This is a genomic window from Massilia sp. KIM, assembly GCF_002007115.1.
Lineage (GTDB): Bacteria > Pseudomonadota > Gammaproteobacteria > Burkholderiales > Burkholderiaceae_D > Telluria.
Map to the genome: position 1 here is coordinate 639344 of NZ_MVAD01000002.1, position 26320 is coordinate 665663.

The 26320-nt window shown below is 68.6% G+C and carries 21 protein-coding genes; 13 read left to right on the plus strand and 8 right to left on the minus strand.

The genetic code is table 11. The features are described 5' to 3' along the window. Positions 1-42: 42 nt before the first annotated feature. Complete coding sequence (locus B0920_RS17595; RefSeq protein ID WP_078033951.1) at positions 43-1041, minus strand: L,D-transpeptidase family protein; 999 nt, start codon at positions 1039-1041, stop codon at positions 43-45. Between the two features lie 116 nt (positions 1042-1157). On the opposite strand from B0920_RS17595, the gene B0920_RS17600 reads away from it, so the two are divergent. Both B0920_RS17600 and B0920_RS17605 read left to right on the plus strand, forming a co-directional pair. Further along, positions 1158-1559, plus strand: coding sequence for a hypothetical protein (locus B0920_RS17600; RefSeq protein WP_143745823.1), 402 nt, complete (start codon positions 1158-1160; stop codon positions 1557-1559). 5 nt (positions 1560-1564) lie between these two features. Then, entirely contained in the window at positions 1565-3193 is a 1629-nt protein-coding gene (locus B0920_RS17605) for a mechanosensitive ion channel family protein (RefSeq protein ID WP_078033953.1), read from the plus strand. A 16-nt stretch (positions 3194-3209) separates the two neighbouring features. On the opposite strand, the gene B0920_RS17610 is transcribed toward B0920_RS17605, so the two are convergent. Then, entirely contained in the window at positions 3210-4097 is an 888-nt protein-coding gene (locus B0920_RS17610; RefSeq protein ID WP_078033954.1) for a pyridoxamine 5'-phosphate oxidase family protein, read from the minus strand. Then, positions 4094-4732, minus strand: coding sequence for a glutathione S-transferase family protein (locus B0920_RS17615; RefSeq protein ID WP_373887907.1), 639 nt, complete (start codon positions 4730-4732; stop codon positions 4094-4096). Before B0920_RS17615 ends, B0920_RS17610 begins: the two co-directional genes overlap by 4 nt. Positions 4733-4814: 82 nt before the next feature. Between B0920_RS17615 and B0920_RS17620 the strand changes: the two genes are divergently transcribed. Both B0920_RS17620 and B0920_RS17625 read left to right on the plus strand, forming a co-directional pair. Beyond that, on the plus strand, positions 4815-5714 hold the full coding sequence (locus B0920_RS17620) for a LysR family transcriptional regulator (protein ID WP_078033956.1): 900 nt from the start codon (positions 4815-4817) through the stop codon (positions 5712-5714). Positions 5715-5918: 204 nt separating this feature from the next. Then, complete coding sequence (locus tag B0920_RS17625) at positions 5919-7526, plus strand: methyl-accepting chemotaxis protein (protein ID WP_078033957.1); 1608 nt, start codon at positions 5919-5921, stop codon at positions 7524-7526. 156 nt (positions 7527-7682) lie between these two features. Here B0920_RS17625 and B0920_RS17630 read toward each other — a convergent pair whose 3' ends face one another. From B0920_RS17630 to B0920_RS17640, 3 genes are read right to left on the minus strand one after another with little or no spacing between them, the layout of a single operon-like run. Next, a complete protein-coding gene (locus tag B0920_RS17630) occupies positions 7683-8390 on the minus strand; it encodes a hypothetical protein (protein ID WP_078033958.1) in 708 nt (235 codons plus the stop codon). Further along, positions 8387-9094, minus strand: a complete 708-nt coding sequence (locus B0920_RS17635; protein WP_078033959.1) for a hypothetical protein — start codon at positions 9092-9094, stop codon at positions 8387-8389. The genes B0920_RS17630 and B0920_RS17635 overlap by 4 nt, the downstream gene beginning before the upstream one ends. A gap of 13 nt (positions 9095-9107) precedes the next feature. Beyond that, a complete protein-coding gene (locus B0920_RS17640) occupies positions 9108-9956 on the minus strand; it encodes a glycosyltransferase family 2 protein (RefSeq protein WP_078033960.1) in 849 nt (282 codons plus the stop codon). An 85-nt stretch (positions 9957-10041) separates the two neighbouring features. Between B0920_RS17640 and B0920_RS17645 the strand changes: the two genes are divergently transcribed. After that, positions 10042-11295 (plus strand): O-antigen ligase, encoded by a 1254-nt coding sequence (locus B0920_RS17645; RefSeq protein ID WP_078033961.1) that lies wholly within the window; start codon positions 10042-10044, stop codon positions 11293-11295. Beyond that, entirely contained in the window at positions 11285-13003 is a 1719-nt protein-coding gene (gene msbA, locus B0920_RS17650) for a lipid A export permease/ATP-binding protein MsbA (protein WP_267873381.1), read from the plus strand. Before B0920_RS17645 ends, msbA begins: the two co-directional genes overlap by 11 nt. A 525-nt stretch (positions 13004-13528) precedes the next feature. Here msbA and B0920_RS17655 read toward each other — a convergent pair. Then, entirely contained in the window at positions 13529-15796 is a 2268-nt protein-coding gene (locus B0920_RS17655; protein WP_078033963.1) for a family 1 glycosylhydrolase, read from the minus strand. A 240-nt stretch (positions 15797-16036) separates the two neighbouring features. Between B0920_RS17655 and B0920_RS17660 the strand changes: the two genes are divergently transcribed. After that, positions 16037-16273 carry a hypothetical protein gene (locus B0920_RS17660; protein WP_078033964.1) on the plus strand — a complete coding sequence of 79 codons (237 nt, stop codon included), beginning with the start codon at positions 16037-16039 and terminating at the stop codon, positions 16271-16273. A 373-nt stretch (positions 16274-16646) separates the two neighbouring features. Here the strand turns inward: B0920_RS17660 and B0920_RS17665 are convergent, their stop codons facing one another. Beyond that, entirely contained in the window at positions 16647-17723 is a 1077-nt protein-coding gene (locus B0920_RS17665) for a substrate-binding domain-containing protein (RefSeq protein ID WP_078033965.1), read from the minus strand. Positions 17724-17845: 122 nt separating this feature from the next. On the opposite strand from B0920_RS17665, the gene B0920_RS17670 reads away from it, so the two are divergent. The 6 genes from B0920_RS17670 to B0920_RS17695 all read left to right on the plus strand — a co-directional run bounded on the left by B0920_RS17670 (position 17846) and on the right by B0920_RS17695 (position 26305). After that, positions 17846-19483, plus strand: a complete 1638-nt coding sequence (locus B0920_RS17670) for an OFA family MFS transporter (RefSeq protein ID WP_078033966.1) — start codon at positions 17846-17848, stop codon at positions 19481-19483. Positions 19484-19568: 85 nt separating this feature from the next. After that, positions 19569-21284: an NAD(P)H-dependent oxidoreductase subunit E gene (locus B0920_RS17675; protein ID WP_078033967.1), complete on the plus strand. Its 1716-nt coding sequence runs from the start codon at positions 19569-19571 to the stop codon at positions 21282-21284. Next, entirely contained in the window at positions 21281-24082 is a 2802-nt protein-coding gene (gene fdhF, locus B0920_RS17680) for a formate dehydrogenase subunit alpha (RefSeq protein ID WP_078033968.1), read from the plus strand. The genes B0920_RS17675 and fdhF overlap by 4 nt, the downstream gene beginning before the upstream one ends. After that, positions 24079-24948: a formate dehydrogenase accessory sulfurtransferase FdhD gene (locus B0920_RS17685; RefSeq protein ID WP_078033969.1), complete on the plus strand. Its 870-nt coding sequence runs from the start codon at positions 24079-24081 to the stop codon at positions 24946-24948. Before fdhF ends, B0920_RS17685 begins: the two co-directional genes overlap by 4 nt. Continuing rightward, on the plus strand, positions 24948-25655 hold the full coding sequence (locus tag B0920_RS17690; protein WP_078033970.1) for an ABC transporter permease: 708 nt from the start codon (positions 24948-24950) through the stop codon (positions 25653-25655). The genes B0920_RS17685 and B0920_RS17690 overlap by 1 nt, the downstream gene beginning before the upstream one ends. After that, positions 25652-26305, plus strand: a complete 654-nt coding sequence (locus B0920_RS17695; RefSeq protein WP_078033971.1) for an energy-coupling factor ABC transporter ATP-binding protein — start codon at positions 25652-25654, stop codon at positions 26303-26305. Before B0920_RS17690 ends, B0920_RS17695 begins: the two co-directional genes overlap by 4 nt. The last annotated feature ends 15 nt before the right edge of the window (positions 26306-26320 follow it).

The window sequence follows — 26320 nt, forward strand, 5'->3', positions numbered from 1 at the left end:
GCCGGCCCGGAACCGCGCCTGGACCATGCTCGTGGGATCGCCTCAGCGCGCTCCGCTCAGGACGGTCAGCCGCTGGCCCACCGATCCGGCCGACAAGGAAGCCTGGGTGACCAGGAGCGTGGTGCCGGGCGTCAGCAGCGGCGCCACGCGCGCGTAGAAGTCGGGCGCGATCCGGACCAGGTTGCGGGTGGCCTCGTCCAGCACGCGGCCCTGCTCGTCCTCGTGGCCAGAGACGCCGGCATAGATCCAGACCGGTTCGCCGTCCTTGCCGCTGCCCAGCATCAGCACATGGGTGCTGTCGTCGGAGGAGGTGTTAATGGCCTGGCCGCGACCGATCTCGATTCCATTGCGCAGCACCGATACCGCCTGGTCGCTGCGCGACATGACGATCGTGACGGGACCCGCGGGCGAACGCGCGGGCTCCCAGAATTCGGCTTGTGGCGCCGCGGCGGCCGCCTCCGCCTCCGCCTCCGCGTCCCGCGCCAGCGCCGGCGCCAGCACCTCTCCGCCGCCGGTGGCGACCGGATGGGCGGCGTCGCCGGCGATCACCACGGTGGTGGCATGGCTGGTGGCCTCGAACAGCGCCCTGGCGAAAGCGAAGGGTAGGTGCACGCAGCCATGGCTTTCGGGGTAGCCGGGAAGGCCGCCGGCGTGCAGGGCGACGCCGTCCCAGGTCAGGCGCTGCTGGAAGGGCATGGGGGCATTGTTGTAGGTGCTGGAGCGATGCCTGGCGTCCTTCTGCAGGATGGTGAAGACGCCGGTCGGGGTTTCATGCCCCGGCTTGCCGGTCGAGACCGTGCTCACGCCGATGCGCACCCCGTTGCGGTAGACCGTGGCGCGCTGGGTCGAGAGATCGACGAAGACCAGCATCGGGCCGCGGGGCGCGATCTGTGGCGCCCATAGCCACTGGCCCGGCTTGAGGCGCTCCGCCTGGCGCGCCAGCTCCACGGCGGAAGAGGTTTTGGCGCCCTGTGCGGCGGCCGGGCCGGCGGCGAGGCTGGCGGCGAGGCCCGCGGTGAGAAGCAGCCATCCGGGATGCATGAAGCGTCGCGCTGTTGTCGTCGAGGCGTGCATGGGGGGGCAGGTGTCGTGGTGGAGGCTTAAGTGTATGATCAAATGGCGCCGCGAGAAAGACGGCCACACCTGAAAGGAACAGCATGAGAACCGCAAGCATGATCGCCGCCTTCCTGGTTGCGTACCTGGCCGGCGGCGCGGCGGCGCAGGCCGCGGACAAGATCGCCGAGCACAGGATCACGCTGCCCGCGGCGGGCAAGGACGCCGTCTACAAGGGCACGGTCCAGGGCTACGGCACGGCCGACTACGTGTTCATTGCGCCTGCCGGTCGTCCGCTCACGATCGGCTTCACCTCGGCCAATCCCTCGGCCTATTTCAACCTGCTCCAGGATGGCAGGGATGAGGCCCTGCACATCGGCTCGATCAAGGGCGGCCGCTACGAGGGCGAACTGGCGCAGCAGGGCAGCTACCGGGTGCGCGTCTACCTGATGCGCAACGCCGCGCGCAAGAACGTCAAGGCCTCCTACCAGCTGACGCTGCGGTGAGTCCCTTGTCCGTCTTCCTGCGCCTGGCGGCGGCGCTGTTGCTGCTGGCGGCGTTCGGGGCCCGGCCGGCGCTGGGCCAGACCGCGCTGGTCAAGGAGCCAGCGGCCGCGGCCGGGCCGGCAAGCGCCACCCTGGCGCTCGGCAGCCGCGCGGTGTTCGTGTTCCGCGCGCCGCTCAGCGGCTACACGCCGCAGGACCGTGCCGACGCCGCCGAGCGCCGCCTCGAGCGCGCGCTGGCGCGCAATGGCCCGCACCAGCCGACCATCCGCTCCATCCCCGAGGGCACCCAGGTGTTGCTGGACGGAGCGCTGCTGTTCCTGGTCACACCAGGCGACGTCAACACCCTGGCTGGCGACACCACCGAATTGCTGGCCCAGGAAAGCGCCGCTGAACTGGCCAAGGCGCTGCGCGAGCGGCGCGAGCAGCGCAGCCCGCGCTACCTCGCGCAGTCCCTGGCCGTTTGCCTGCTCGCCACCGGCGCGCTGGTGCTGGCCTTGCGCCTGCTCGGGGCGATCCGGCGCCGCATCCGTCGCCGGCTGGAGGTCGTGCTGGCGCGGCGCCTCGAACAGGTCAGGCTGCGCAACGTCCGCGTGCTGGACGCCGAACACCTGATCCGCTTCGCGAGCCGCGCATCGGACCTGCTGGCCTGGGCGCTCGGCCTGCTGGCGGCCTACGTCTGGCTGGCCTTCGTCCTGTCCCGCATCCCTTTGGCCCGCACCTGGGGAGAACGCCTGCAAGGCTTGCTGCTGGACACCGCCGCCGCCGTCGCCACCAGCATCGCGCACGCCATCCCCGGCCTGCTCGTGGTCGTGCTGATCGTGGCGCTGGCCAGGCTGGCGACGCTGACCCTGGCCTCGGTGTCGCGCCGTGTCGAGAGCGGCGAACTGCACCTCGGCTGGCTCGACCGCGACACGGCGGTGCCGACGCGGCGCCTGGCGTCCGTGCTGATCTGGCTGTTCGCGCTGGCAATGGCCTATCCCTACCTGCCCGGCTCGCACACCGCGGCTTTCCAGGGTGTCACCGTGCTGGCCGGCCTGATGGTGTCGATCGGCGCCTCCAGCATCGTGGGGCAGGGAGCGGCCGGCCTGATCCTGATGTATACGCGTTCGCTGCGCAAGGGCGACTATGTCGGCATCGGCGATGTCCAGGGCACGGTGGTGGAACCAGGCGTATTCGAAACCCGCTTGCGCACCGGCCTGGGGGTGGACGTGGCGATGCCGAACTCCTGGATCCTTTCGAATACCATCCGCAACTACTCGCGCGCAGTCCCGGGCGCTTACGTGTTCGACACCACGGTGACCATCGGCTACGACACTCCCTGGCGCCAGGTGCATGCGATGCTCGAGGAAGCCGCGCGCGCGACCGAAGGCGTGGCCGCCGACCCGCGGCCTTATGTGGTGCAGACCGCGCTGTCCGACTTCTACATCGAGTACAAGCTGGTGGGTTGTTCGGCCCTGAGCACGCCGCGCAACCGCGCCGAGCTGCTCACCAACCTGCACCAGAACATCCTCGACGTCTTCAACCGGCATGGCGTGCAGATCATGTCGCCGCATTTCATGCAGGAGCCGCTCCATCCGCACGTGGTGCCGCCGGAACAATGGGCGCCCGAGGGCGCGCGGCGCGAGGGCGCCTAGCGCGGCCTGGCGCGGGTCAGGACTCGCGCAGGGCCAGCGCGCCACGTCGCAGCCAGCCGCGCACGATGTCGAACTCCCAGGCGCGTTCGGCGCGAACCAGTCCCGGCAGCTCCGGCTGTTCCCAGCGCACCTTCGCACGGCCCTGCAGTTGCAGCAGGTCGCCGCTCGCGAAGTCCAGCAGCAGCAGCGCGGCGCGCGGCTCCAGCAGCAGATTCCCCAGGGTGTTGAAGTAGCGGTTGCCCGCGTAGTCGGGCACCGTGATCACGTTCCCCTCCAGGCGCAAAAAACCGGCCTCGCCGCCACGGTGCGACACGTCCAGTCCGCGCCCCCGGTCCGAGGCGGCGTCGCCGCTCGAGCTGGCGACGAACATGGTCTCGCAGGCGGCCACCAGAGCCCTTGCCCGCGGCGGCAGCTCGGCGCCGAAGCTGTCGACCGTTGCGGGCTGGGGCGTGACCCGTTCGAGCTGGCGCACCCGGATGTATTTCGGACAGTTGCCGAAGGATTGATCGACCTGGACCAGCACCCGCCCGCCGTCCGCCGGCGCGATGCGGCCGTTGGCGCGGTTGCGCCGCCGCGTCGACAGGTCGATCCCCAGCAGGCCGATTTCCGCGCCCTCGACCAGGAAGGCCCGCGCCGGATCGTCCGGATCGGGCACGGCGTCCAGCAGCAGCCTGTCCGGGCTGGGCGAGGAAGCGAAACCCGGCGCGCCCTGGAGCAAGGTCGCGATCGGCCAGCCCTCGGCATCCGGCAGGGCGACGGCGACGAAGGGCAGCAGCGGGAAGAATTCGCGGTGCTGCTCGGGCATCCGGCTGCGGATCGGCGCGCCGGCCGGGCCGCCGCCGGCGCGCTCCTGGGCCAGCAGCTCGCCGGCATGGAAGGGTTCGGGAATGCGGTGTTCGATCATGATCGGCTCTCCGGCATCGGGACGAAGCCCGGCAGGGCGCGCACGCGCGCGATCCAGGCGCCGACCTGGGGATAGGGCTCCAGCGCGATGCCGCCTTCCGGGGCGTGCGCGATATAGGCGTAGCAGGCCACGTCGGCCAGGGTCGGCGCGTCGCCCGCGAGGAAGGGCTGCCGCGCCAGGACCTCTTCCATCAAGCCGAGCGCCTTGTCCGCCAGTTGCTGCATCGGGGCGAGCGGTATGCCGGGGTCGCCCCAGAGCGCCGTGGCGCGCGCGCGCGCCGCGCCGAAGGCGATCTCGCCGGCCGCCAGCGACAGCCAGCGCTGCACCCTGGCTGCTCCGACCGGATCGTCCGGCAGCCAGGCGCTGCCCGGCGCGTAGCGGCGCGCCAGGTAGACCAGGATGGCGTTGCTGTCGGCGAGCACCAGTTCGCCGTCCTGCAGCACCGGGATCTGGCCCAGGGGATTCAGGCGCAGGAACTTCGGCGTCTTGCGCTGTGCGGCCGGCATGTCGATGCGGCGGTAGGGCAGTCCGAGCAGGTTCAGGAACAGCTCCACGCGGTGCGTGTGGCCGGACAGGGCGGTGCCGTACAGGATCAGGGTCGGAGTGCTCATGGCAGGCGGGAGATGAGTTGGTATCGCCCTCATCCTAAGACCGGCCGAAGCTTTCGGGAATAACGCATAATGGCAATTCATTCCACCGCAATCTGCAATAATCCCCATGGACCGCCTGGACGAGCTGCACGTATTCCTTGCCATTTTCGACACCGGCGGCATGGCCGCGGCCGCGCGCAAGCTGCGGCGTTCGCCCGCCAGCGTCACCCGCAGCCTGGCGGCGCTGGAAGAAAGGGTGGGCATGCGGCTGTTCGAGCGCAGCACGCGCAGCCTGGCCGCCACCAATGAGGGGCACGGCCTGGCGCTGCATGCGCGCCGCCTGCTGGCCGACTACGACGCGGCGATCGGCACCGTGGAGGGCGCGCCGCCGCGCGGCCTGCTGCGCATCACCGCGCCGACCGTCTTTGGCCGCCGCCACGTCACCGAGGTGGTGACGGCATTCCTGGCCCGCCACCCGGATATCCAGGTCGACCTGGTGCTGGCCGACCGCAACATGGACCTGATCGAAAACGGCGTCGACCTCGCGCTGCGCATCGGCAGGCTGGAGAGCTCGGGCTTGGTGGCGCGCCAGCTGGGCGTCGTGCGGCGCGTGACCGTGGCCAGCCCCGACTACCTGGCGCGGCGCGGCGCGCCGGCGACGCCGGAAGAGCTGGTGCAGCACGAACTGATCCTCGGCACCGCCGTGCGCGGCCTGGCCCAATGGACCTTCCGCAGCGGAGAACGCGAACATATCGTGCGCTTCGGGCCGCGGCTGCAGGTGAACGATGCGGAGGGCGTGCTGAATGCGGCGCGCGCCGGTTTCGGCATCGCGCGGGTGCTTTCCTACCAGGCGGCGCCCATGCTTGCCAGCGGCGCGCTCGAGCGCCTACTGCCCGGGTACGAGCCGGAGCCGGTCCCGGTCAACCTGGTCGTCCCGAGCGCCCGCCAGATGGCGCCGCGCGTGCGCGCTTTTGTCGATTTTGCACTGGACGAATTCTCCCGCCTGTCGCTGATCCAGCCGAGCTGAGTGCCTGGCGCAGTTGCGCAAACGCTACATTTTTCGGCACATTCTCTCGTCGGTTGCCGACAAAAGCCGACACATACTCGCACTGAACAAAAAAACTTTCTGTCGTTAAATTTTATCCATCGAGTTCTTTCTCAACTCAACGTTATATTCATCTGGAATACGACACCGGTCCGCCAAGAGACCGACATCCTGAGAGAGAGCGACATGAAACTGAAGTTTCGAACCAAACTGTTTATCCCCTTGATCCTCAGCTGGCTGTGCCTGCTGACGGTCGTGTCCTTCAACGTCATGCGCGACCGCGAACTGCGCATGGAAGAGCGCAAGATCCTGATCGCCAGCGCCGGCGAGATGGCGCTGTCGGTGGCCAAGGAATATGGCGCGCTGGCGTCCTCGGGTGCGCTGACCCAGGAGGAAGCGAAGAAACAGGCGATGGCCCGCATCCGGGCCCTGCGCTATGGCGACAGCGGCTACCTCCTGATCTTTGACGACAAGCAGGTGCTGATGCACCCGATCAAGCCAGAACTGGTCGGCAAGCCGGTCGACGCGACCAAGGACACCGAAGGCCGCTTCGTCTACCTCGACGCGCTCAAGGCGATCCAGGGCGAGGGCCGCGGCTACACCCAGTTCGTGTGGCCCAAGCCGGGCGCCAAGGAGTCCGAGCCCAAGATCGCCTTCAACGTTCAGTACCAGCCCTGGAACTGGGTCATTATGACCGGTCTGTACGTGGACGACGTGGACGCCGCCTTCAAGCGTTCGGTGATCACCTCGGTGATCCTGCTGGGCGTGATCGGCCTGGCGCTGACCGCCGTGGTGCTGGCCGTCGTGCGCAACATCGAGCGCGCCGTGGGCGGCGAGCCGGAAGCGGCGGCCGAAGCCGCGCGCCGCATCGCCGCGGGCGACCTGAGCGTGGAGGTGACGACCCGTGCGGGCGACGAGCGCAGCCTGATGTTCGCCATGAAACGCATGCGCGACTCGCTGGCCGGCATCGTGGGCCAGGTGCGCGCCGGCACCGACACCATCGCGACCGCCTCCTGCCAGATCGCGGCGGGCAACCAGGACCTGTCCTCGCGCACCGAGGAGCAGGCGTCGTCGCTGGAGGAAACCGCATCGTCGATGGAAGAGCTGACTTCGACCGTCAAGCAGAGCGCCGACAATGCGCGCCAGGCAAACGCGCTGGCGCTGTCGGCCTCGGAAGTGGCGGGACGCGGCGGCGAGGTGGTGACCGAGGTGGTGCACACCATGGCTTCGATCAACGAGTCGTCCAAGAAGATCGTCGACATCATCGGCGTCATCGACGGCATCGCCTTCCAAACCAACATCCTGGCGCTGAACGCTGCGGTGGAGGCGGCGCGGGCGGGCGAGCAGGGCAGGGGCTTCGCGGTGGTCGCAACCGAAGTGCGCAACCTGGCGCAGCGCTCGGCGGCGGCGGCCAAGGAGATCAAGGCCCTGATCAGCGATTCGGTGGCCAAGGTGGACGACGGCGCCAAGCTGGTCGACCAGGCCGGCGCGACCATGAAGGACATCGTGGACAGCGTGGAGCGGGTGACCACCATCATCGGCGAGATCATGGTGGCGACCCAGGAGCAGACCGTGGGGATCGAGCAGATCAACCAGGCGATCAGCCAGATGGACCAGGTGACGCAGCAGAACGCCTCGCTGGTCGAGGAAGCGGCGGCGGCGTCGGAGACCATGCAGCATCAGGCGGCGCAGCTGGCGCAGGTGGTGAGCGTGTTCAGGGTGGAGGATGCGTCCGCTGCTGCGGCTCCGGCGCGGGTTGGACGGAGCACGCGGCCGGCGCTGGCGGCGGCGTAGGGCGGGCAAACTTGGGTCCCCGCCTGCGCGGGGACGACGCTGGTTGATGGCGCGGAAGTGGCAGCACCTCGACTTCGGACTCGTACCTCATTCCGGACACGCACGCTGACACGTCGTCCCCGCGCAGGCGGGGACCCAAGTTTCGCAGCGCAGCCACTAACGCGACCGTGCACCCCCCAGGCGCGGCACGAATTCCTTCAGCCTGAAGGTCGCCCCCAGCAACCACAATCCCCCCAGCACGAACAGCGCCCCCACCCCCGCACTGCCCACCACGAGCGGATGATTGAAATCCGTCCTCTCCCGGTAATCCATGATGTGCAGCATCCACACGAAGTCGAACAGCCTCCACGTGGAATTCCGGTGCGCCAGCACTTCGCCGCTCCGCTGGGCCACGTAGATCGTGGTCGCATCCCGGTCCAGCACGTCGATCCGCCATACGTTCCCGACCTGGGGCCGCACTTCCGGCGAATACGCCAGCAGCCTCGCCCTGGTCATCGGCGCGTCGCCCTTGTACGAGGCCTTCGCCAGCCTGCCCGCCAGCGCCGCGTCGACGGCGAAGCGTCGTCCGTCGCGGGCGTCGACCAGCCAGCTGTCCTTGCCGCGCATGAGACGATAAACCGGCACATCGTCCACCCAGCCGCTCGCGACGCGGTCCACCGGCCCGCTGGCCGCCAGCACCTGGCCGAGCGGCGCCGCCCCGGCGATCCAGGCGCGCGGCGCGGGCGCGGCAGCGCGGCTGCTCTGGCCGTGCACCTTGTGCGCATCGAGCAAGCTCATGACCAGCCCGCTGCCCACCCAGAGCAGGAACTGCAATCCGATGAGGAGGCCCAGCCAGGTGTGGGTGCTGCGCAGCAGCCGTTTCATCGCCTGAACCTCCTGCGCAGCCACAGCACCAGCAGCCAGGCCCCGCTCGCCGACAGCACGAAGGCGAGCAGTGAACTGGCCTGCAGCAGGCCGTTGTTGATGTCCTCGCGTTCCTCGTAATCCATGATGTGCAGCATCCAGGCGAAGTCGAACCAGCGCCACAGGGCGCTCCTGCGCGTCAGCAGCTCGCCGCTCACGGGCGAGTAGTAGAGGGTGGTCGCCACCGCGTCGTCGAAGTGCACCGCCCACAGCGGCGCCGGACGGCTGCCCGCTTCGTGCGGGGTCCTGTCCAGCCATTCGATGGCGCGGATGCGGCCCTCGCCGGTGTAGGCCGCGCGCGCCAGCGCCTCGACCTGGGCGCGGTCCAGCCGCCCCAGGGGCGCGCCGCTGGCGGCGTCCAGCAGGGTGGCCTGCTTGCCCTGGCGGACTTCGACCACCTCGCGCCCGCCCAGCATCTTGTAGGTGAAGCCGGTCATGCCGGGATGGCGCGCCGCCAGAACGTCCGGATCGAGCCGCGCGGCGGATGCCGTGAGCGGGGCGCGTTCGCCGCTGGCGAGGTGGTCGCCGTGCACCTTGGTGAGGGGCACCACCACCATGTAGAGGCCGCCCAGCACCCACAGCACGGCCTGGATGCCCACCACGAGCGACAGCCATTTGTGGGTGCGGCGCACCCAGAACGGCAAGCGGGAAGGACGCGTATTCACGCTCGGACCGCGGTCAGCCGAGCGCCGCGTGGTCGCGGTCCGCGCCGTGCTCGCGCAGGCCGCGCACGGCCTGGGTGGTCTTGTTCGCCGCGCGCTCCAGCACCACGCGGCGGTTGCTCGATTCCTCGTCGCGCTTGGCCTCGCGGTGCCACAGGTGCAGCACCTCGGTGGCGAAGGCGCCGTCCTTGCGCAGCACGCCGGCGTGGAACAAACGCACCACCAGGTCGGAATCCTCGTGGCCCCAGCCGACGAAGCTCTCGTCGAAGCCGTTCACCTTGTCCAGGTCGGCGCGCCAGACCGCCAGGTTGCAGCTCTTGATGCGGCGCCAGCTGAACTTGCGGCGCACCCGGCCCAGGTCGGGCCAGCGCAGCAGGAGCTGCAGCACCTTGTTCATGTCGCCGCGCAGGCGGTAGCGCAGCTTGTCCGCGACGCCGAGGGCCGGCAGGTCGATGCCCTCGGCCAGCACTTTCTCGGTCAGGGCCTGGCTCAGGAGGATGCGGCTGCCCGACACCAGGAAGCCCGGCCGCGCCAGCGCACGGTGGCGGGCGATGAAGTCGCGCTGCGGAATGCAGTCGCCGTCGAGGAAAATGATATAGTCGCCGGTTGCGGCCAGGGTGCCGCGGTTGCGCGCCATGGCGGCGCGGAAGCCTTCGTCCGGCTGCCACACGTGCTTGAGCGGCACCGGCGAGCGTTCCCGCAGGCGGTCGATGGTCTCCCGCGTGTTGGCAGTGGAGCCATCATCAGCGATAATGATTTCAAAATTCTTGTCGTCCTGTAAAAAACAGGCTTCCACGACCGCCGACAGCGCATCCGGCCGGTTATAGGTGGTGATCACGACCGAGATCGTCGGTGCTTGCTGCATGGTGTCCCTTGTCTCAAGTCCCTCTGGACTGAATCTCTAGTATAAGCGCTCGCTAAAGCTCGCAAGAATACCCACAAGAACGTGAATGAACAATAAGCAGACGACGTCCCGGGATCCGATGCTGTGGTGGATCGGCTTCCAGGTCTTCCTTTTTCCCTTCCTGAGTCTCATCACCCCGTCCGGCATCGGCTTTTCCAGCATCCTGCTCCTGCTGACGGCGCTGTGCATGCCGCGCCGGAGCCTGGCCGCGCTGGCGCCGCACTGGAAGGAGATCCGCTGGGTCCTGGCCGCCTTCGCCTTCAACGCGCTGCTGGCGGTGGCCTGCGTGCTGCTGCGGCCGGAAACCAGCCCTTCCTATCTCGACAAGCCCTTGCGCATGCTACTGGCGGTGAGCGCCACCGCCCTGGTGCTCCTGGCGCGTCCGCCGCGCGCCGTGCTATGGTGGGGCGTGGTGGCCGGCGCGGTCGCCGCGCTGCCCTTCATCCTGTGGCAGCGCATCGGCCTGGAGATGGAGCGCCCGGGCGGCTTCCTGAACGCGATCACCTTCGGCGACCTGGCGATCTGCCTGGCCCTGCTAGCGCTGGCCGGGGCCATCGACTACCGCCACAGCACCCGCAAGGCCTTGCTGCCGGCGGCCGGCGCGCTGGCCGGCCTGGCCGCTTCGCTCGCCACCGGCAGCCGCGGCGGCTGGGTGGCGCTGGCCCTGGCCGCGCTGCTGTTCCTGAGCTATGCCCGGCTGCTGAGCAGCCGGCGCCTGCGCCTGCTGGTGGCGGGCAGCTTCGCCCTGGTGGGTGCCGCCTTCTTCGTGCCCGCCACCGGCATGCAGCAGCGCGCGCTGCAGGGCATCGACGAGGTCCGCACCTGGATGGACGGCGGCAGCGCCTTCAGCAACGTCGGCACCCGCCTCGAATTGTGGAAAGGGGCCCAGGTCCTGATCCCGCAACGCCCGCTGTTCGGCCGCGACCCGGCCACCCTGCGCGGCGAACTGCGCGGGCTGGTCGAGGCGGGCCAGCTCGATCCGGCCATCCTCCCGCTCGAACACCTGCATAATGACGCCCTGCAGGGGCTGGCCACCGGCGGCATCTTCGGCCTACTGGCCTGGGCCGGCATCCTGCTGGCGCCCTTCCTGTTCTTCTCCCGCGCGCTGGGGAAGGCGGCGGGCGGGGGCATGCCGCAGCTGGCGCCGGCGCTGGCCGGCATGCTGGTGGTGTTGTGTTACTTCAGCTTCGGCCTGACCGAAGTGATCTTCTGGTCGCTCAAGGGCAGCATGTTCTATGCGCTGATGATCTTCCTGCTCATGGGCTTCTGCCTGAATGCGAAAGAACAACGTGGATACTAAAGTCATCGTCAAACGCCTGCTGGCGGTCGTCAAACCCTATCAGGCGCGGGCCTGGATGTCGCTGCTGGCGATGGCCCTCACCGCCGCCACCCAGCCTTTGCTGGGCAAGGCCCTGGAGCTGCTGCTCGACCGCGGCTTCAAGGACAAGGTCCCGTTCAGCCTGTGGTGGATCCCGGGCGTGCTGGTCTCGATCTTCGTGCTGCGCGGGATCGGCACCTTCTCGACCGCCTACCTGAACAACTGGGTGATCTCGCGCGTGCTCAACGACCTGCGCGCCATGGCCTTCGAGCGCGTGCTGCGCCTGCCGGTGGCGCGCTTCCAGGAGGAGACCACCGGCAAGATCATCAACACCGTGGTCAACGACGTGCGCCAGGTGGTGGACATGATCCAGTCGGTGTTCGTGGCCTGCGTGCGCGACGTGCTGGTGGTGATCGGCCTGCTGGGCGCGCTGCTCTACCTGAACTGGAAGCTGACCCTGGTCGCGATCGTCGTGGTGCCGCTCACCGCCGTGATCGTGCGCACCACCACCGGCCGCCTGCGCCGCCTGAACCGCGAGAGCCAGCGCGTGACCGCCGAGATGACCGGCGTGGTCGAGGAAGCCGCGCGCGGCCACCAGGTGATCCGCGTGTTCTCCGGCGAGCGCTACGAGCGCGCGCGCTTCCACGCCCGCAGCGAAGCCCTGCGCGGCTTTTCGCAGCGCATGACGGTGGCCTTCGCCGCCACCACCCCGGTGACCCAGATCGCCACCTCGCTGGCGCTGTCGCTGGTGATCGTGCTGGCGATCCGGGCCCAGATGACGGTGGGCGAGTTCACCAACTTCGTCACCATGATGCTGATGCTGCTCACGCCCCTGAAGTCGCTGGCCGAGGTCAACGGCCCGATGCAGCGCGGCATCGCGGCCGCCGAGACCGTGTTCGAGATGATCGACGCGCCGGGCGAGGTCGACACCGGCAGCCGCGAGCTGGGACGCGCCAAGGGGCATCTGGTGTTCGAGCGCGTGTCCTTCCGCTACCCGAACGCGGCCAACCTCGCGCTCAACGAGGTGTCGCTCGAGATCCAGCCGGGGCAGACCGTGGCGCTGGTGGGGGTGTCGGGCGGCGGCAAGTCGACCTTCGTCAACCTGGTGACGCGCTTCTACGACCCCGAGGGCGGGCGCCTGCTGCTGGACGGCGTGCCGTATCCCGACATCCGCCTGGCCAGCTTGCGCGCGCAGCTGGCCATGGTGAGCCAGAACGTGGTGCTGTTCGACGACACGCTGGCTGCCAACATCGCCTACGGCGTGGACAAGATCGACTACGAGCGCCTGGCCGCGGCGGTGAAGGCGGCCCACCTGGGCGACGTGGTGGCGCGCCTGCCGGAAGGCGTGGAGACGCGCATCGGCGAGAACGGCTCGCGCCTGTCGGGCGGCCAGCGCCAGCGCGTGGCGATCGCGCGCGCGATCTACAAGGACGCGCCGATCCTGATCCTGGACGAAGCCACGTCGGCGCTGGACAACGAGTCCGAACGCGCGGTGCAGGCGGCGCTCGACACGCTGATGGCGGGGCGCACCACGATCGTGATCGCGCACCGGTTGTCGACCATCGAGCGGGCCGACCGCATCGTGGTGATGGAGCACGGCCGCATCGTCGAGCAGGGCACGCACGAGGAACTGCTGGCGCGCGAGGGCATGTACGCCAACCTGTATCGCCTGCAGTTCGCCGATGCTTGAGCTGACCGGGCAATATGCCCGTCATTCCCGGTCACCACTATGCCATTCCCGCCACAGCCACGTCATTCCTGCCACGACTACGTCACTGCCGCCACCACTACGTCACACAGCCCACCACGTCATTCTCGCCCACCACCACGTCACTCTCGCCCACCACCACTTCATTCCCGCCCACCACCACGTCATTCCCGTCCACCACCACGTCATTCCCGCGAAGGCGGGAATCCAAGTTCGCTTGAACGGACGGGCGATCCGCTAACACCTCGCACACAAACTTGGATTCCCGCCTCCGCGGGAATGACGTGCTGATGCTAACGGATGGAATGACGTGCTGATGCTAACGGATAGAATGACGTGCTGATGCTGACGGATGGAATGACGTCCTGATCCTAACGGATGGAATGACGCGTTGATGCTGACGCCCAGGCTTGCAGCGACGGCGGTTCAGCTGGGGTAAGGAACAAGAAAAAAACCGCGCCTCCCCGAAGGAAGGACGCGGCAACTTGGCAGAACTCTATGGTGCGCTCAGCTGGCGTAGTGCGCCGCTTCTCCCGGCAGCTCTTCCTCCACCCCATGGGCGCGTTCCTGCACCGCCTCCACGTAGCGCTTGAGCGCATCGTCCAGCGAGGGCATCAGGAGCGCGCGTTCGCTGCTCAGCGCGCTGTTTTCCGGCCGCCGCGCGACATGGCCGCAGGCCTCCGCCGACACTTCCTCCAGCCCGCCCGGGTCGACCCCGGCCGCCGCGCAGGCGCGCTTGGCCAGCTCGGCCCAGCTCACGCTTTCCGCATTGGTCAGGTGCCAGACGCCGCGCTCGCGGTCGATCAGCAGGTCGAGCGACACGTTCACCAGGTCCGGCACGTAGGTCGGCGAGACCACCATGTCGCGCGCCGCCTGGAAGGGCAGGCCCGCTTCGAGATTGTTGAGCGCCAGCGTGACGAAGTTGTGCTGGTCCCAGGGGCCGAAGAAGGCGCTGGTGCGGATCACCAGGGCCTGCGGGTCGGCGTCCAGCACCCGCTGTTCGGCCTCGGCCTTGCTGCGGCCGTACACTCCCAGCGGGTTGACCGGGTCGGACTCCACGTACGGCTGGCCCTTGGTCCCGTCGAACACTAGGTCGGTGGAGAAGGTCATGAAGCGCAGGTTGTGGCGGATGCAGGCCAGGGACAGGATGGTCGGCCCCAGCGTGTTCTCGCGCATGCAGCGCTCGGCCTCGCGCTCGGCGTCGTCGACCCGCACGTAGCCGCCGGCGTTGATGATGGCCCAGGGCTTGAAGCGCTGGATCGCCGCCTCGACCGAGGCCGGGTCGGTGATGTCCATCTCCTGGCGCGTGAGCACGTGATAGGCCAGGTTGCGCTTCTCGCAGATGCGGGCGAAAGCCGAACCCAGGGTGCCGGTGGCGCCGGTGATCAGGATCGGCTGCACGTGGGCCGACTTGAACTGGCCGCGCACGGCGATGTCGGCCACCGCGGTGCGGGTGGCGACCGGCTTGGCCAGGAAGCGTCCCGGACGGCGCCACCAGCCTTCGCCCTGCAGCACCGGATTGGACAGCGGCCGGCCGGAGGACAGTTCGCGCATCAGGGTGGCGACTGCGGTCGGGCGTGGCTCGCCGCCGCGCACGTCGAAGGGGCCCGGCTCGTAATAGCCGCGGCATTCGGTCACCAGGCAGTTCCAGTCGAAGGAGCCGAGCAGGGCCCAGACCGTGACGGCGCGCACGTCGGCGCCCTGGCCGCGCGCCTTCTGGGCCGCGTTCCAGATTTCAAGTAGCCAGCGCAGCTGGTCTTCACGATTGGCGTCGATGTGGGCCTCGGTGATCGCGATCGGCAGGCCGTAGCGTTCCCAGGTTTCCATCAGCAGCGGTGCGATGCCCGGGGTCGGCGTCGCCAGCACGCGCGGGGTTTCGATGTCGGCGTGATGGATGCCGCGGTAGGTATGGCAGCGATTTTCCGGATAGCGCTCCGGCCGGTGGTCGAGCCAGCGCTCGCTGGTGGCGTAGTAGTTCACGCCAATGACGTCGGGCGGACAGGGGTTGTCGCGGAACCAGAGCAGCTCGTCTTCGGTAGCTCCTCCTTCCGTGGTCAGGAAACCCCAAAGGTTATGTTGCTGGTCGACCTTGCCGCACAACAGATCCCAGCCCAGCCAGCGGCGGTCGTTGAAGAAACTGGTGATCTCTTCCATCTCCGGCGTGCCATAGGTCTTCGACAGGTCGTCGGTCTGGACCAGCTTGGCCTGCGGATTGACGGCGCGGATCGCGCGCATTGCCAGCATGGTGGCGCGGCACTGGGTGAGCAGGGCGCGGATGAAGGTTGCCTCGTCGCTGCCGTGCGGGTACCAGACGCCTGCCAGTCCTGAGAAGCGCGCCGTGGTCAGGGGTTCGTTGACCGGGGTGTAGTACTCGACCCAGGGGTAGCGCCGGGCTACCGCGCCGGCGTACTCGGCGAGCTTGTCGGGGAAGGCTGGGTCGACCAGGCTGGTATGGCGCGGGCCGCTGCCATGGTGGATCAGGCCGACGATCGGCGTGACGCCCAGCTGCTGCAGGGCAGGCAGCCGCTCATCGGGCCAGGACCAGTCGGCCGATTCGATGCCGTCGGGCGCGGTGCGCTCCCACAGGACGGGGTAGCGGATGGCCTTGATGCCGAGGGAAGCGAAACGTTCGATGTCCTGAAGACGCTCGGCATGGCCGTTGCGGTCCATCTGGCTGAAGTATTCGTCGCGTACGCGGTTGACCGTGCACTCGAGTCCGCCCCAAAGCGCCAGCTCCGGGGAAATTTCCGGCTGGGAAGTAATATGTGGAATCATGAGGAATATACCTGCTTTGTGAAGACAGGCTCCAGCCTATAGGCGCACTTTTGGCGCTTGTGTGAAGTAGCCCACATAAAAGCTGTTTTTCGGACAATTCCTACTTTCTGTAAGCATTTTTCACCGTTCAGGAGCTAATTCCGGCCAACCTGCGGACATACACCTTGTGCCGGGGCGCGTGTGCGCCGGCGGAGGGACGATCCGTGGACAATCGGGAGCAGCTATATGCAGGAGAGCGTGATGTACATGGTGTACTGGACCGAGGTCGAGAAGGACGGGGCCTATCCGGAGTCGAAGCCGTTCGACACGAGCGAGATGGTGGCCGCGATGCAGTTCATGGAGGAGCTGCGCCGGCGCCAGCGCGCAGGGGAAGGCGTGCGCTTCATCACGATGTGCTCGGAGCACCCGGACGTGGTGGGGCATCCGGGTGTGGATGTGACGGGGCCGGATTACAACTGGAAGAAGCGGCGCAGATGAGGGCTGCTGGTGAATGGTGCCGCCTGTATCGCCCCCATATTTGTTAGCCCTCAAACCGTCGTTCCCGACACTGTCGGCAACGACTTCCGGCGCAGGCCGGAACCCAAGTTTGCACGCACACCACCTGCTGAACCAACTTGGGCACCGGCCTTCGCCGGTGCGACGTACTAGCTTCGCGAGCATGCGGCTGCTCTACGAACTTGGGCACCGGCCTTCGCCGGTGCGACGTACTGGCTTTGCGAGCTTGCGGCTGGCTTTGCGAGCATGCGGCTGGCTTTGCGAGCATGCGGCTGGCTTTGCGAGCATGCGGCTGCTCCACGAACTTGGGCACCGGCCTTCGCCGGTGCGACGTGCTGGCGCCGCAGGCCGAAGGTCACCCCGCCGGCGTGAACGCTTCCTCGATCCCCACCACGTCTCCCGTCCCGTCCGCGTCATACCCCGGCAGCCCCGCCACCAGCTGCCGGTAGGCCGGCGTGCGCATCAAGGCCAGCAACTGCCCCATGGCCGGCTCCTCGAGGGCCTCGCGGCGCAGCGCGAAGTAGTACACCTCGCGCACCAGCGGCGTGAAATCGAGCTTGAACTGCGCCGCCGCCGCGCGCATCCCGAAGCCGGCGTCGGCCATGCCGCTGGCGATGTAGGCCGCCACCGCCGAATGCGTGAACTCCGCGCTGTGAAAACCGTTGATGCTCTCGAAGCCCGGCCCGTCCGCCTCCAGCATCATCTCGAGCAGCATGCGCGTGCCCGATCCCGCCTGCCGGTTCACGAAGCGCACGCCGGGCGAGGCCAGGTCGGCCAGGCTGCGCAGGCCGAGCGGGTTGCCGCGCGCCGTGATCAGGCCCTGCTCGCGCCCCGCGACCTTCACCAGGCAATGCTGCTGCGGATCGAGCCAGCGCAGGTACCAGGCCGCGGTCTGGGCCTGGAAGCGCCCGAGCGGAATGTGAAAGCCCGCCAGGTCGCACTCGCGCCGCGCCAGCGCCACCACGGCGTCGGTGCTGGTGCGGTAGCGTGAATCGACCGGCAGGGCGTCGCGGTCGATGTAGCCCATCAGCGCCGCCACCGCGAAGCCGTGGCTGGCGTCCAGACGCAGCCGGCGCGCGTGACCGGCCGTGATCCTTTCCAGCTCCACCTCCAGCTCCGAAGCGAGGCTCTGCAGGGTAGGCGAGAGGCGCGCGGCGATGCGGCGGTCGGCCCACACCAGCTTTTGCGCCAGCGGCGTGAGCTGGGTGCCGCGTCCGCGCCCGGTCTGCAGCAGCTGCTGGCCGAACAGGCCTTCGGCCGTGCGCAGCAAGCCCCAGGCATAACGGTAGGACAGCTTGACCGATTTCGCGGCCTGGGCGATCGAGCCCGTGTCCTGGATCGCGAGCAGCAAACCGAGCAGGTCCGCGGTGTCGAGCGGTTCCTGTCCCTTGATGCTGATTTCCCAGTGGGGGCGAATATGGACTTTGAGCATATGCTAAAAATAGCCTATTTCTAGCCAGAAAAGTCCATGTTACGCTCCGCGAAACAAGAAAAATAGATAAAACAATATGCTTTTTAAAGCATATTATAAACCTGACGATTCATGGAGGAGACATGGCACTACTCAGTTTTTTGGATAAGGAACACACCATCGCCGGGGCGGGCTTCAACCGCTGGCTGGTGCCGCCGGCGGCCCTCGCCATCCACCTTTGCATCGGCATGGCCTATGGATTCTCGGTGTTCTGGCTGCCGCTGTCGAAAGCGATCGGCATCACCGAATCGCTGGCCTGCCCGGCCGACATGAGCTTCATGGCCCAGGTGTTCGCCACCACCTGCGACTGGAAGATCTCGATGCTGGGCTGGATGTACACCCTGTTCTTCGTCTTCCTCGGCCTGGCCGCCTGGCTGTTTGGCGGCTGGCTCGAGCACGCCGGCCCGCGCAAGGCCGGCCTGGTGTCCGCCCTGTGCTGGTGCGGCGGCCTGGTGATCTCGGCACTGGGCATCTACACCCACCAGATCTGGCTGATGTGGCTCGGCTCGGGCGTCATCGGCGGCATCGGCCTGGGGCTCGGCTATATCTCGCCGGTGTCCACGCTCATCAAGTGGTTCCCCGACCGGCGCGGCATGGCGACCGGCATGGCCATCATGGGCTTCGGCGGCGGCGCCATGATCGGCGCGCCGCTGGCCGACCGCCTGATGAAGCACTTCGCCACCCCGACCTCGGTCGGCGTGTGGGAAACCTTCCTGGCCCTGGCCGCGATCTACTTCGTGTTCATGGTCGCGGGCGCGCTGACCTACCGCGTGCCGGCCACCGGCTGGAAACCGGAAGGCTGGAACCCCCCGGCCAAGGCCGCCAACACCATGATCACCGCGCGCCACGTGCATGCCAGCCGCGTCTGGGGCATTCCCCAGTTCTGGCTGATCTGGGGCGTGCTGTTCCTGAACGTCTCGGCCGGCATCGGCATCCTGGGCATGGCTTCGCCCCTGCTGCAGGAAGTCTTCGGTGGCCGCCTGATCGGCGTGGACCTCGGCTTCAACGAGCTTGACGCGGCCCAGAAGGGCCAGATCGCGGCCATCGCCGCCGGCTTCACCGGCCTGCTGTCGCTGTTCAACATCGGCGGCCGCTTCGCCTGGGCCTCGTGCTCGGACTATATCGGCCGCAAGGCGACCTATTTCGTGTTCCTGATCCTCGGCTTCGTGCTCTACGCCTCGATTCCGTCGCTGGCGCACTCGGGCCAGCTGGCGCTGTTCGTCGCCTTCATCTGCATCATCCTGTCGATGTACGGCGGCGGCTTCGCCACCGTGCCGGCCTACCTGGCCGACCTGTTCGGCACCCAGATGGTGGGCGCGATCCACGGCCGCCTGCTGACCGCCTGGGCCGCCGCCGGCGTGCTCGGCCCGATCCTGATCAACTACATCCGCGAATACCAGATCGCCAATGGCGTGCCGAAGGCCCAGGCCTACGACGTGACCATGTACGTGCTGGCTGGGCTGGTGGTGATCGGCATCGTGCTCAACTCGATGATCCGTCCGCTGGCCGACAAGCACTTCATGACCGACGCCGAACTGGCGGCCGAGAAGAAGCTGGCCCAGGAAAAGGACGTCGCTTCCGCCAGCGTGGGACGCAGCGGCGGCGGCGCGGCCGTCGCCGGCAACCCGGCCATGGCCGCCTTCGCCTGGGCCGCGGTCGGCATCCCCCTCCTGATCGGCGTGTGGATCACGCTGCAGAAGGCGGTGGTGCTGTTCCAGTAAGCCCCCGGCCGCGCGGATGGCAAAGCCGTCCGCGCGGTCAACGCGATTCAGACCCATTGCACACGGACTCACACTCGGACCCATCATGAACCATCCGACCATCCCGATTGCCGTCGCCGGCGCCAGCCGCCAGCGCAAGCGCGAAGCCCCAAAGGGCCGCCGCGTCGAGCCGCAGGCGCTGGCCGAGGTGCAGGCCCTGCTGGGCGCGGCCTCGCGCCAGCGCGACCTCCTGATCGAGCACCTGCACAAGATCCAGGACCATTTCGGCTGCCTGTCCAGCCGCCACCTGGCTGCGCTGGCGCAGGAAATGCGCCTGGCCCAGGCCGAGGTCTACGAAGTCGCCACCTTCTACCACCACTTCGACGTGGTGAAGGAAGGGGAGGCGGCGCCCGCCGCGCTCACGGTGCGCGTGTGCGCCGGCCTGTCCTGCGAGATGGCGGGCGCGCGCGAGCTGCTGGACAAGCTGCCGGCCCTGCTCGGGCGCGAGGTCCGGGTGCTGGAAGCGCCCTGCGTGGGACGTTGCGAGCAGGCCCCGGTCGCCGTGGTCGGCCAGCGTCCGGTGCCGGTGGCGCGCGCCGAACAGGTGCTGGCGCTGGCCAGCAGCGGCCAGACCACCGACAGCGTCAGCGGCCACGCCGATTACGCGGCCTACCGCGCCGCCGGCGGCTACGCGCTGCTGCGCGACTGCGTGGCCGGCAAGCACGATGCGGAACAGGTCATCACGACGCTGGAAGCCTCCGGCCTGCGCGGCCTGGGCGGGGCGGGCTTCCCGCTCGGCCGCAAATGGCGCCTGGTGCGCGCCGAGGCTGGCCCGCGCCTAATGGCGATCAACATCGACGAAGGCGAGCCGGGCACCTTCAAGGACCGCGTCTACCTCGAGCGCGACCCGCACCGCTTCCTGGAAGGCGCGCTGATCGCCGCCTGGGCGGTCGGCATCGAGGCCATCTACATTTACCTGCGCGACGAATACCACGGCTGCCGCGCCATGCTGGAAGCCGAACTGGAAAAACTGCGCGCCGACCCGCCGGTGCAGGGCATGCCGCCGATCCACCTGCGCCGCGGCGCCGGCGCCTACATCTGCGGCGAGGAATCGGCCATGATCGAATCGATCGAGGGCAAGCGCGGCATGCCGCGCCTGCGTCCGCCCTACGTGGCCCAGGTCGGCCTGTTCGGCCGCCCGACCCTCGAGCACAACTTCGAATCGCTGCACTGGGTGCGCGAGATCCTCGAGCGCGGCGCCGACTGGTTCGCCTCCCAGGGCCGTCACGGCCGGCGCGGGCTGCGCTCGTTCTCGGTCTCGGGCCGGGTGCGCGAGCCGGGCGTCAAGCTGGCCCCGGCCGGCATCACGGTGCGCGAACTGATCGACGAATACTGCGGCGGCATGCAGGACGGCCACGCCTTCTACGCCTACCTGCCGGGCGGCGCCTCGGGCGGCATCCTGCCGGCCTCCATGGGCGACATCCCGCTCGACTTCGACACCCTGCAGCCCTACGGCTGCTTCATCGGCTCGGCCGCCGTGGTGATCCTGTCCGACCAGGACAGCGCCGTGGCCGCCGCGCGCAACACCCTGGCCTTCTTCAAGGACGAGTCCTGCGGCCAGTGCACGCCCTGCCGCAACGGCACCGCCAAGGCGCTCGACCTGATCCGCCAACCGGCCTGGGACACCGGCCTGCTGGCCGAGCTCTCGCAGGTGATGCGCGACGCCTCGATCTGCGGCCTGGGCCAGGCCGCGCCCAACCCGATCGACTGCGTCATCAAGTACTTCCCGGACGAACTCACGAACAGCGTGGTGAAATCATGAATGCGCCGCTCCCCACCGTATCCTTTGAACTGAACGGCCGCCAGGTCGAGGCGCTGCCGAGCGAGACCCTGATCGAGGTCGCCCAGCGCGAGGGCATCGAGGTCCCGCGCCTGTGCTACATGGAAGGCATGGAGGCCGTCGGCAACTGCCGCTCCTGCATGGTCGAGATCGACGGCGAGCGCGTGCTCGCCCCCTCGTGCTGCCGCCACCCTTCCGCCGGCATGAAGGTCAGCACCGACAGCCCGCGCGCGGTCGCCGCCCAGAAGATGGTGCTCGAGCTGCTGCTGTCGGACATGCCCGAGACCGGCTACACCCGCAAGAACGAAGTCGATGACTGGGCCGGCAAGCTCGGCGTCGGCAAGCCGCGCTTCGCCGCCACCCGCGCCCAGCCAGCGCGCGACGCCACCCACGCCGCGATCACGGTCAACCTCGACGCCTGCATCCAGTGCACGCGCTGCGTGCGCGCCTGCCGCGACGAGCAGGTCAACGACGTGATCGGCCTGGCCTTCCGCGGCCAGGACGCCAAGATCGTGTTCGACCAGGACGACCCGATGGGCGGCTCCACCTGCGTGGCCTGCGGCGAATGCGTGCAGGCCTGCCCGACCGGCGCCCTGATGCCGGCGCGTGAGGTGGCGCTGCAGGCGCCGGACAAGCAGGTCGACTCGGTTTGCCCGTATTGCGGCGTTGGCTGCCAGCTGACCTACAACGTCAAGGACAACAAGATCCTGTTCGTCGAAGGACGCCAGGGCCCGGCCAACCTGGGCCGCCTGTGCGTCAAGGGCCGCTACGGCTTCGACTACGCCCACCACCCGCACCGCCTGACCAAGCCGCTGATCCGGCGCGAGGGCGCGCCCAAGAGCGGCGACTTCACCATGGACCCAAGCCGCGTGATGGAAGTGTTCCGCGAGGCGAGCTGGGAAGAGGCGCTGGCCCTGGCCGGCGGCAAGCTGGCGCAGATCCGCGACCAGCACGGCGGCAAGGCGCTGGCGGGCTTCGGCTCGGCCAAGGGCAGCAACGAGGAAGCCTACCTGTTCCAGAAGCTGGTGCGCACCGGCTTCGGCACCAACAACGTCGACCACTGCACCCGCCTGTGCCACGCCTCCTCGGTCTCGGCCCTGCTGGAAGGCATCGGTTCGGGCGCGGTGTCGAACCCGGTGATGGACGTGACCCGCGCCGAAGTCGTCATCGTGATCGGCGCCAACCCGACCGTGAACCACCCGGTGGCCGCCACCTGGATCAAGAACGCGGTCAAGGGCGGCACCAAGCTGGTCCTGATGGACCCGCGCCGCTCCGACCTGGCGCGCCACGCCCACCGCTACCTGCAGTTCAAGCCCGACACCGACGTTGCCCTGCTCAACGCCATGATGCACGTGATCGTGCACGAGAAGCTGGTGGACGCCGACTTCATCGCCGGCCGCACGGTCGGCTATGCCGAGCTGGAAGCCAACGTGGCCGAGTACAGCCCGGAAGCCATGGCCCCGATCTGCGGCATCGACGCCGACACCATCCGCTACGTGGCGCGCCTGTACGCCAGCTCGCGCGCCTCGATGATCCTGTGGGGCATGGGCGTGTCCCAGCACGTGCACGGCACCGACAACGCGCGCTGCCTGATCGCGCTCAGCCTCATGACAGGCCAGATCGGCCGCCCCGGCACCGGCCTGCATCCGCTGCGCGGGCAGAACAACGTGCAGGGCGCTTCCGACGCCGGCCTGATCCCGATGATGCTGCCGGACTACCAGCGGGTCGACAACCCGGCCGCGCGCGCCCGCTTCGAGCAGGCCTGGGGCGCGACCCTCGATCCCAAGCCCGGCCTGACCGTGGTCGAGATCATGCACGCCATCGACGCCGGCCAGATCCGCGGCATGTACATCATGGGCGAGAACCCGGCCATGTCCGACCCCGACGTCAACCACGCGCGCGCCGCGCTGGCCGCGCTCGAGCACCTGGTGGTGCAGGACATCTTCCTGACCGAGACCGCCTACCTGGCCGACGTCATCCTGCCGGCTTCCGCCTTCCCCGAGAAGACCGGCACCTTCACCAACACCGACCGCCTGGTCCAGCTGGGCCGCCAAGCCATCGACCCGCCGGGCGAGGCGAAGCAGGACCTGTGGATCATCCAGCAGATGGCGAACCGCCTTGGCCTGCCGTGGAACTACGGGCACGTGTCGGAAGTGTTCGACGAGATGCGCCGCAACATGGCCAGCATCGGCGGCATCACCTGGGATCGACTGGAGCGCCACGGCGCCGTGGTCTACCCCTGCATGAACGAGGGCGACGTCGGCCAGCCGGTGGTGTTCACCGAGCTGTTCCCGCGCGAGGGCGGCAAGGCGCGCTTCGTCCCGGCCGACATCATCCCGGCCGACGAGCGTCCCGACGCCGAGTACCCGATGGTCCTGATCACCGGCCGCCAGCTCGAGCACTGGCATACCGGCAGCATGACCCGGCGCGCGACGGTGCTGGACGCCATCGAGCCCGACCCGGTGGCGCTGGTGCACCCGCTCGACATGGAACGCCTTAGCATCCAGCCCGGCCAGCCCATCACGATCGCCTCGCGCCGCGGCGAAGTGGTGCTGTACGCGCGCGCCGACGACAGCTCGCCGGTGGGCGCGGTGTTCGTCGCCTTCTGCTACTACGAAGCGGCGATCAACCGCCTCACCAATGCCGCGCTCGACCCCTTCGGCAAGATCCCGGAGTTCAAGTACTGCGCGGTGAAGGTGGCGCCGGGCGGCGTGCCGGCACCGCAGGGGAGTTACGGTGGCGGCCAAATCCTGGCCGGCATGGCACAATTGCCAGCATGAACCGTCTTGAACCAGCCCGCTACCGTCCAGAGCTCTCCAGCGCCGCCGCCAGCCTGACCCAGGAGGTGACGGCGCTGGACGAGCGCGGCCGGCGTTCGACGATCTCGATTCCGGCCGAGCGCCCGCTCACGGTCTACGTCGACAAGCGCGAGCTGGTCACCCTGATGACCCTGGGCGGCGCTCCCGAGGCCCTGACCCTGGGCTATCTGCGCAACCAGCGCCTGGTGCGTACGCTCGAGGACATCGTCTCGGTGCAGGTGGACTGGTCGGTGGACGCGGTGGCGGTGGTGACCAGGAGCGGCATCGCCGACGTCGAGGAGCGCACCGCCAAGAAGGTGGTGACCACCGGCTGCGGCCAGGGCTCGGTGTTCGGCGGGCTGATGGACGAGGTCGACCGGATCGCCCTGCCGCCGGACGCGCGCCTGCCGCAATCGGTCGTCTACCGCATCGTCGAAACCATCCGCACCCAGCAGTCGATCTACAAGCAGGCCGGTTCGGTGCACGGGTGCGCGCTGTTCTCGAACACCGGCGAGCTGCTCTATTTCGTGGAGGACGTGGGCCGCCACAATGCCGTGGACGCCATCGCCGGGCTGATGTGGCTGGACGGGATGGAAGGGGCCGACAAGGTGTTCTACACCACCGGGCGCCTGACCTCCGAAATGGTGATCAAGGGCGCACAGATGGGCATTCCCTTCCTGCTGTCGCGTTCCGGCACCACCCAGATGGGGCACATGGTGGCCGAGCGGGTCGGCATGTCGCTGCTGGCGCGCTGCACCGGCAAGCACTTCCTGCTGCTGGCAGGGCAGGATCGGCTGGTGTTCGAGCCGGACCTGCTGGAACCACTCGGCGCGCCGCGCCTGGCCTGATGTCCCTGCTGGACGCCACCTCGCACGCCTTCTCGCTGCTGCTCAGCGGCGACCCGGCGTTGTGGCGCATCGTCTGGGTCTCGGTCAAGACCAGTATGCTCGGCCTGCTGCTGGCCACGCCGCCGGCCGTGCTGCTCGGCTACGCCATCGCCATGCACCGCTTCCCGGGCCGCCGCATCGCCATCTGGCTGGCCCAGGCCGCGCTCTCGCTGCCCACGGTGCTGATCGGCCTGCTGCTCTATTTGATGCTGTCGCGCCGCGGCCCGATGGGCGACCTGGAATGGCTGTTCACCCAGACCGGCGTGGTGCTCGGGCAGTTCGTGATCGGGTTGCCGGTGCTGCTAGCCTTCACGCTGGCGGCGGTGCAGGCGCTCGATCCGCGCTATGCGGAGACCGCGATTGCGCATGGCGCCTCGCGCTTCAAGGTCATGACCACGGTGCTGCACGAGGCGCGCTACGGCGTGATGGCGGCCGTGATCAGCGGCTTCGGGCGGGTGATCTCGGAAGTCGGCTGCGCCCTCATGGTGGGCGGGAACATCGAGGGCGAGACGCGCACCATCACCACCGCGATCGCGCTGGAGACCAGCAAGGGCGAGTTCGCGCAGGGGATCGCGCTGGGCATCGTGCTGGTGGCCTTGGCCCTCCTGATGAACGGCGCGCTGGTGCTGCTGCAGGGAGAGGCGCGCATGCCGGGAGTGCGGGCATGACGCTGCTCCTGAGCGTGCACGACCTGCGCCGGCGGCATGGCGAGCGCGTCCTGTTCGACATCGACCGGCTCGACATCGCGGCCGCCAGCGCCTACGTGCTGACCGGCGTGAACGGGGCGGGCAAGAGCACCCTGCTGCGCATGCTGGGCGGGCTGGAGCGCTGCGACGCCTGCTCGGTGGAGGTCGAGGGGCGGCGGCTAAAGCTGTATCCGTATCCGACGGCGCTGCGGGAAGCCATCGTCTACGTGCACCAGCATCCGATCCTGTTCTCGCCCAGCGTCGGGCACAACATCGCCTACGGCCTGCTGGCGCGCGGCGAGGACCGGCGCAAGGTGCGCGGCCTGGTGCAAGAGGCGATGGCCTGGGCCGGCGTGGCCCATTTGTGCGACGCCGACCCCACACGCCTGTCGGGCGGCGAGAAGCAGCGCGTGGCGCTGGCGCGCGCCCGGGTGCTGCGCCCGCGCCTGCTGCTGCTGGACGAACCGACCGCCAACCTGGACGGCCCCGCGCGCGAGCAGGTGATCGCGCTGATCCCGACCCTGCTGGAAGAGGGCGGCAGCGTGATCATGGCCTGCCACGACCGCGACCTGATCGGCCTGCCGGGCGTGCAGCGCCTGAAGCTGCGCGACGGCCACCTCGAACACCGATAAGCCTCAAGGAGTAGC

What these genes read in the sequence shown, in the direction of transcription:
- B0920_RS17625 (WP_078033957.1), top strand. Translation starts at nt 5,919, where the DNA reads ATGAAACTGAAGTTTCGAACCAAACTGTTTATCCCCTTGATCCTCAGC.
- B0920_RS17600 (WP_143745823.1), top strand. Translation starts at nt 1,158, where the DNA reads ATGAGAACCGCAAGCATGATCGCCGCCTTCCTGGTTGCGTACCTGGCC.
- B0920_RS17645 (WP_078033961.1), top strand. Translation starts at nt 10,042, where the DNA reads ATGAACAATAAGCAGACGACGTCCCGGGATCCGATGCTGTGGTGGATC.
- B0920_RS17640 (WP_078033960.1), bottom strand. Translation starts at nt 9,956, where the DNA reads ATGCAGCAAGCACCGACGATCTCGGTCGTGATCACCACCTATAACCGG.
- B0920_RS17660 (WP_078033964.1), top strand. Translation starts at nt 16,037, where the DNA reads ATGTACATGGTGTACTGGACCGAGGTCGAGAAGGACGGGGCCTATCCG.
- B0920_RS17610 (WP_078033954.1), bottom strand. Translation starts at nt 4,097, where the DNA reads ATGATCGAACACCGCATTCCCGAACCCTTCCATGCCGGCGAGCTGCTG.
- B0920_RS17695 (WP_078033971.1), top strand. Translation starts at nt 25,652, where the DNA reads ATGACGCTGCTCCTGAGCGTGCACGACCTGCGCCGGCGGCATGGCGAG.
- B0920_RS17595 (WP_078033951.1), bottom strand. Translation starts at nt 1,041, where the DNA reads ATGCATCCCGGATGGCTGCTTCTCACCGCGGGCCTCGCCGCCAGCCTC.
- B0920_RS17665 (WP_078033965.1), bottom strand. Translation starts at nt 17,723, where the DNA reads ATGCTCAAAGTCCATATTCGCCCCCACTGGGAAATCAGCATCAAGGGA.
- B0920_RS17685 (WP_078033969.1), top strand. Translation starts at nt 24,079, where the DNA reads ATGAACCGTCTTGAACCAGCCCGCTACCGTCCAGAGCTCTCCAGCGCC.
- B0920_RS17655 (WP_078033963.1), bottom strand. Translation starts at nt 15,796, where the DNA reads ATGATTCCACATATTACTTCCCAGCCGGAAATTTCCCCGGAGCTGGCG.
- B0920_RS17675 (WP_078033967.1), top strand. Translation starts at nt 19,569, where the DNA reads ATGAACCATCCGACCATCCCGATTGCCGTCGCCGGCGCCAGCCGCCAG.
- B0920_RS17630 (WP_078033958.1), bottom strand. Translation starts at nt 8,390, where the DNA reads ATGAAACGGCTGCTGCGCAGCACCCACACCTGGCTGGGCCTCCTCATC.
- B0920_RS17620 (WP_078033956.1), top strand. Translation starts at nt 4,815, where the DNA reads ATGGACCGCCTGGACGAGCTGCACGTATTCCTTGCCATTTTCGACACC.
- B0920_RS17690 (WP_078033970.1), top strand. Translation starts at nt 24,948, where the DNA reads ATGTCCCTGCTGGACGCCACCTCGCACGCCTTCTCGCTGCTGCTCAGC.
- B0920_RS17670 (WP_078033966.1), top strand. Translation starts at nt 17,846, where the DNA reads ATGGCACTACTCAGTTTTTTGGATAAGGAACACACCATCGCCGGGGCG.
- fdhF (WP_078033968.1), top strand. Translation starts at nt 21,281, where the DNA reads ATGAATGCGCCGCTCCCCACCGTATCCTTTGAACTGAACGGCCGCCAG.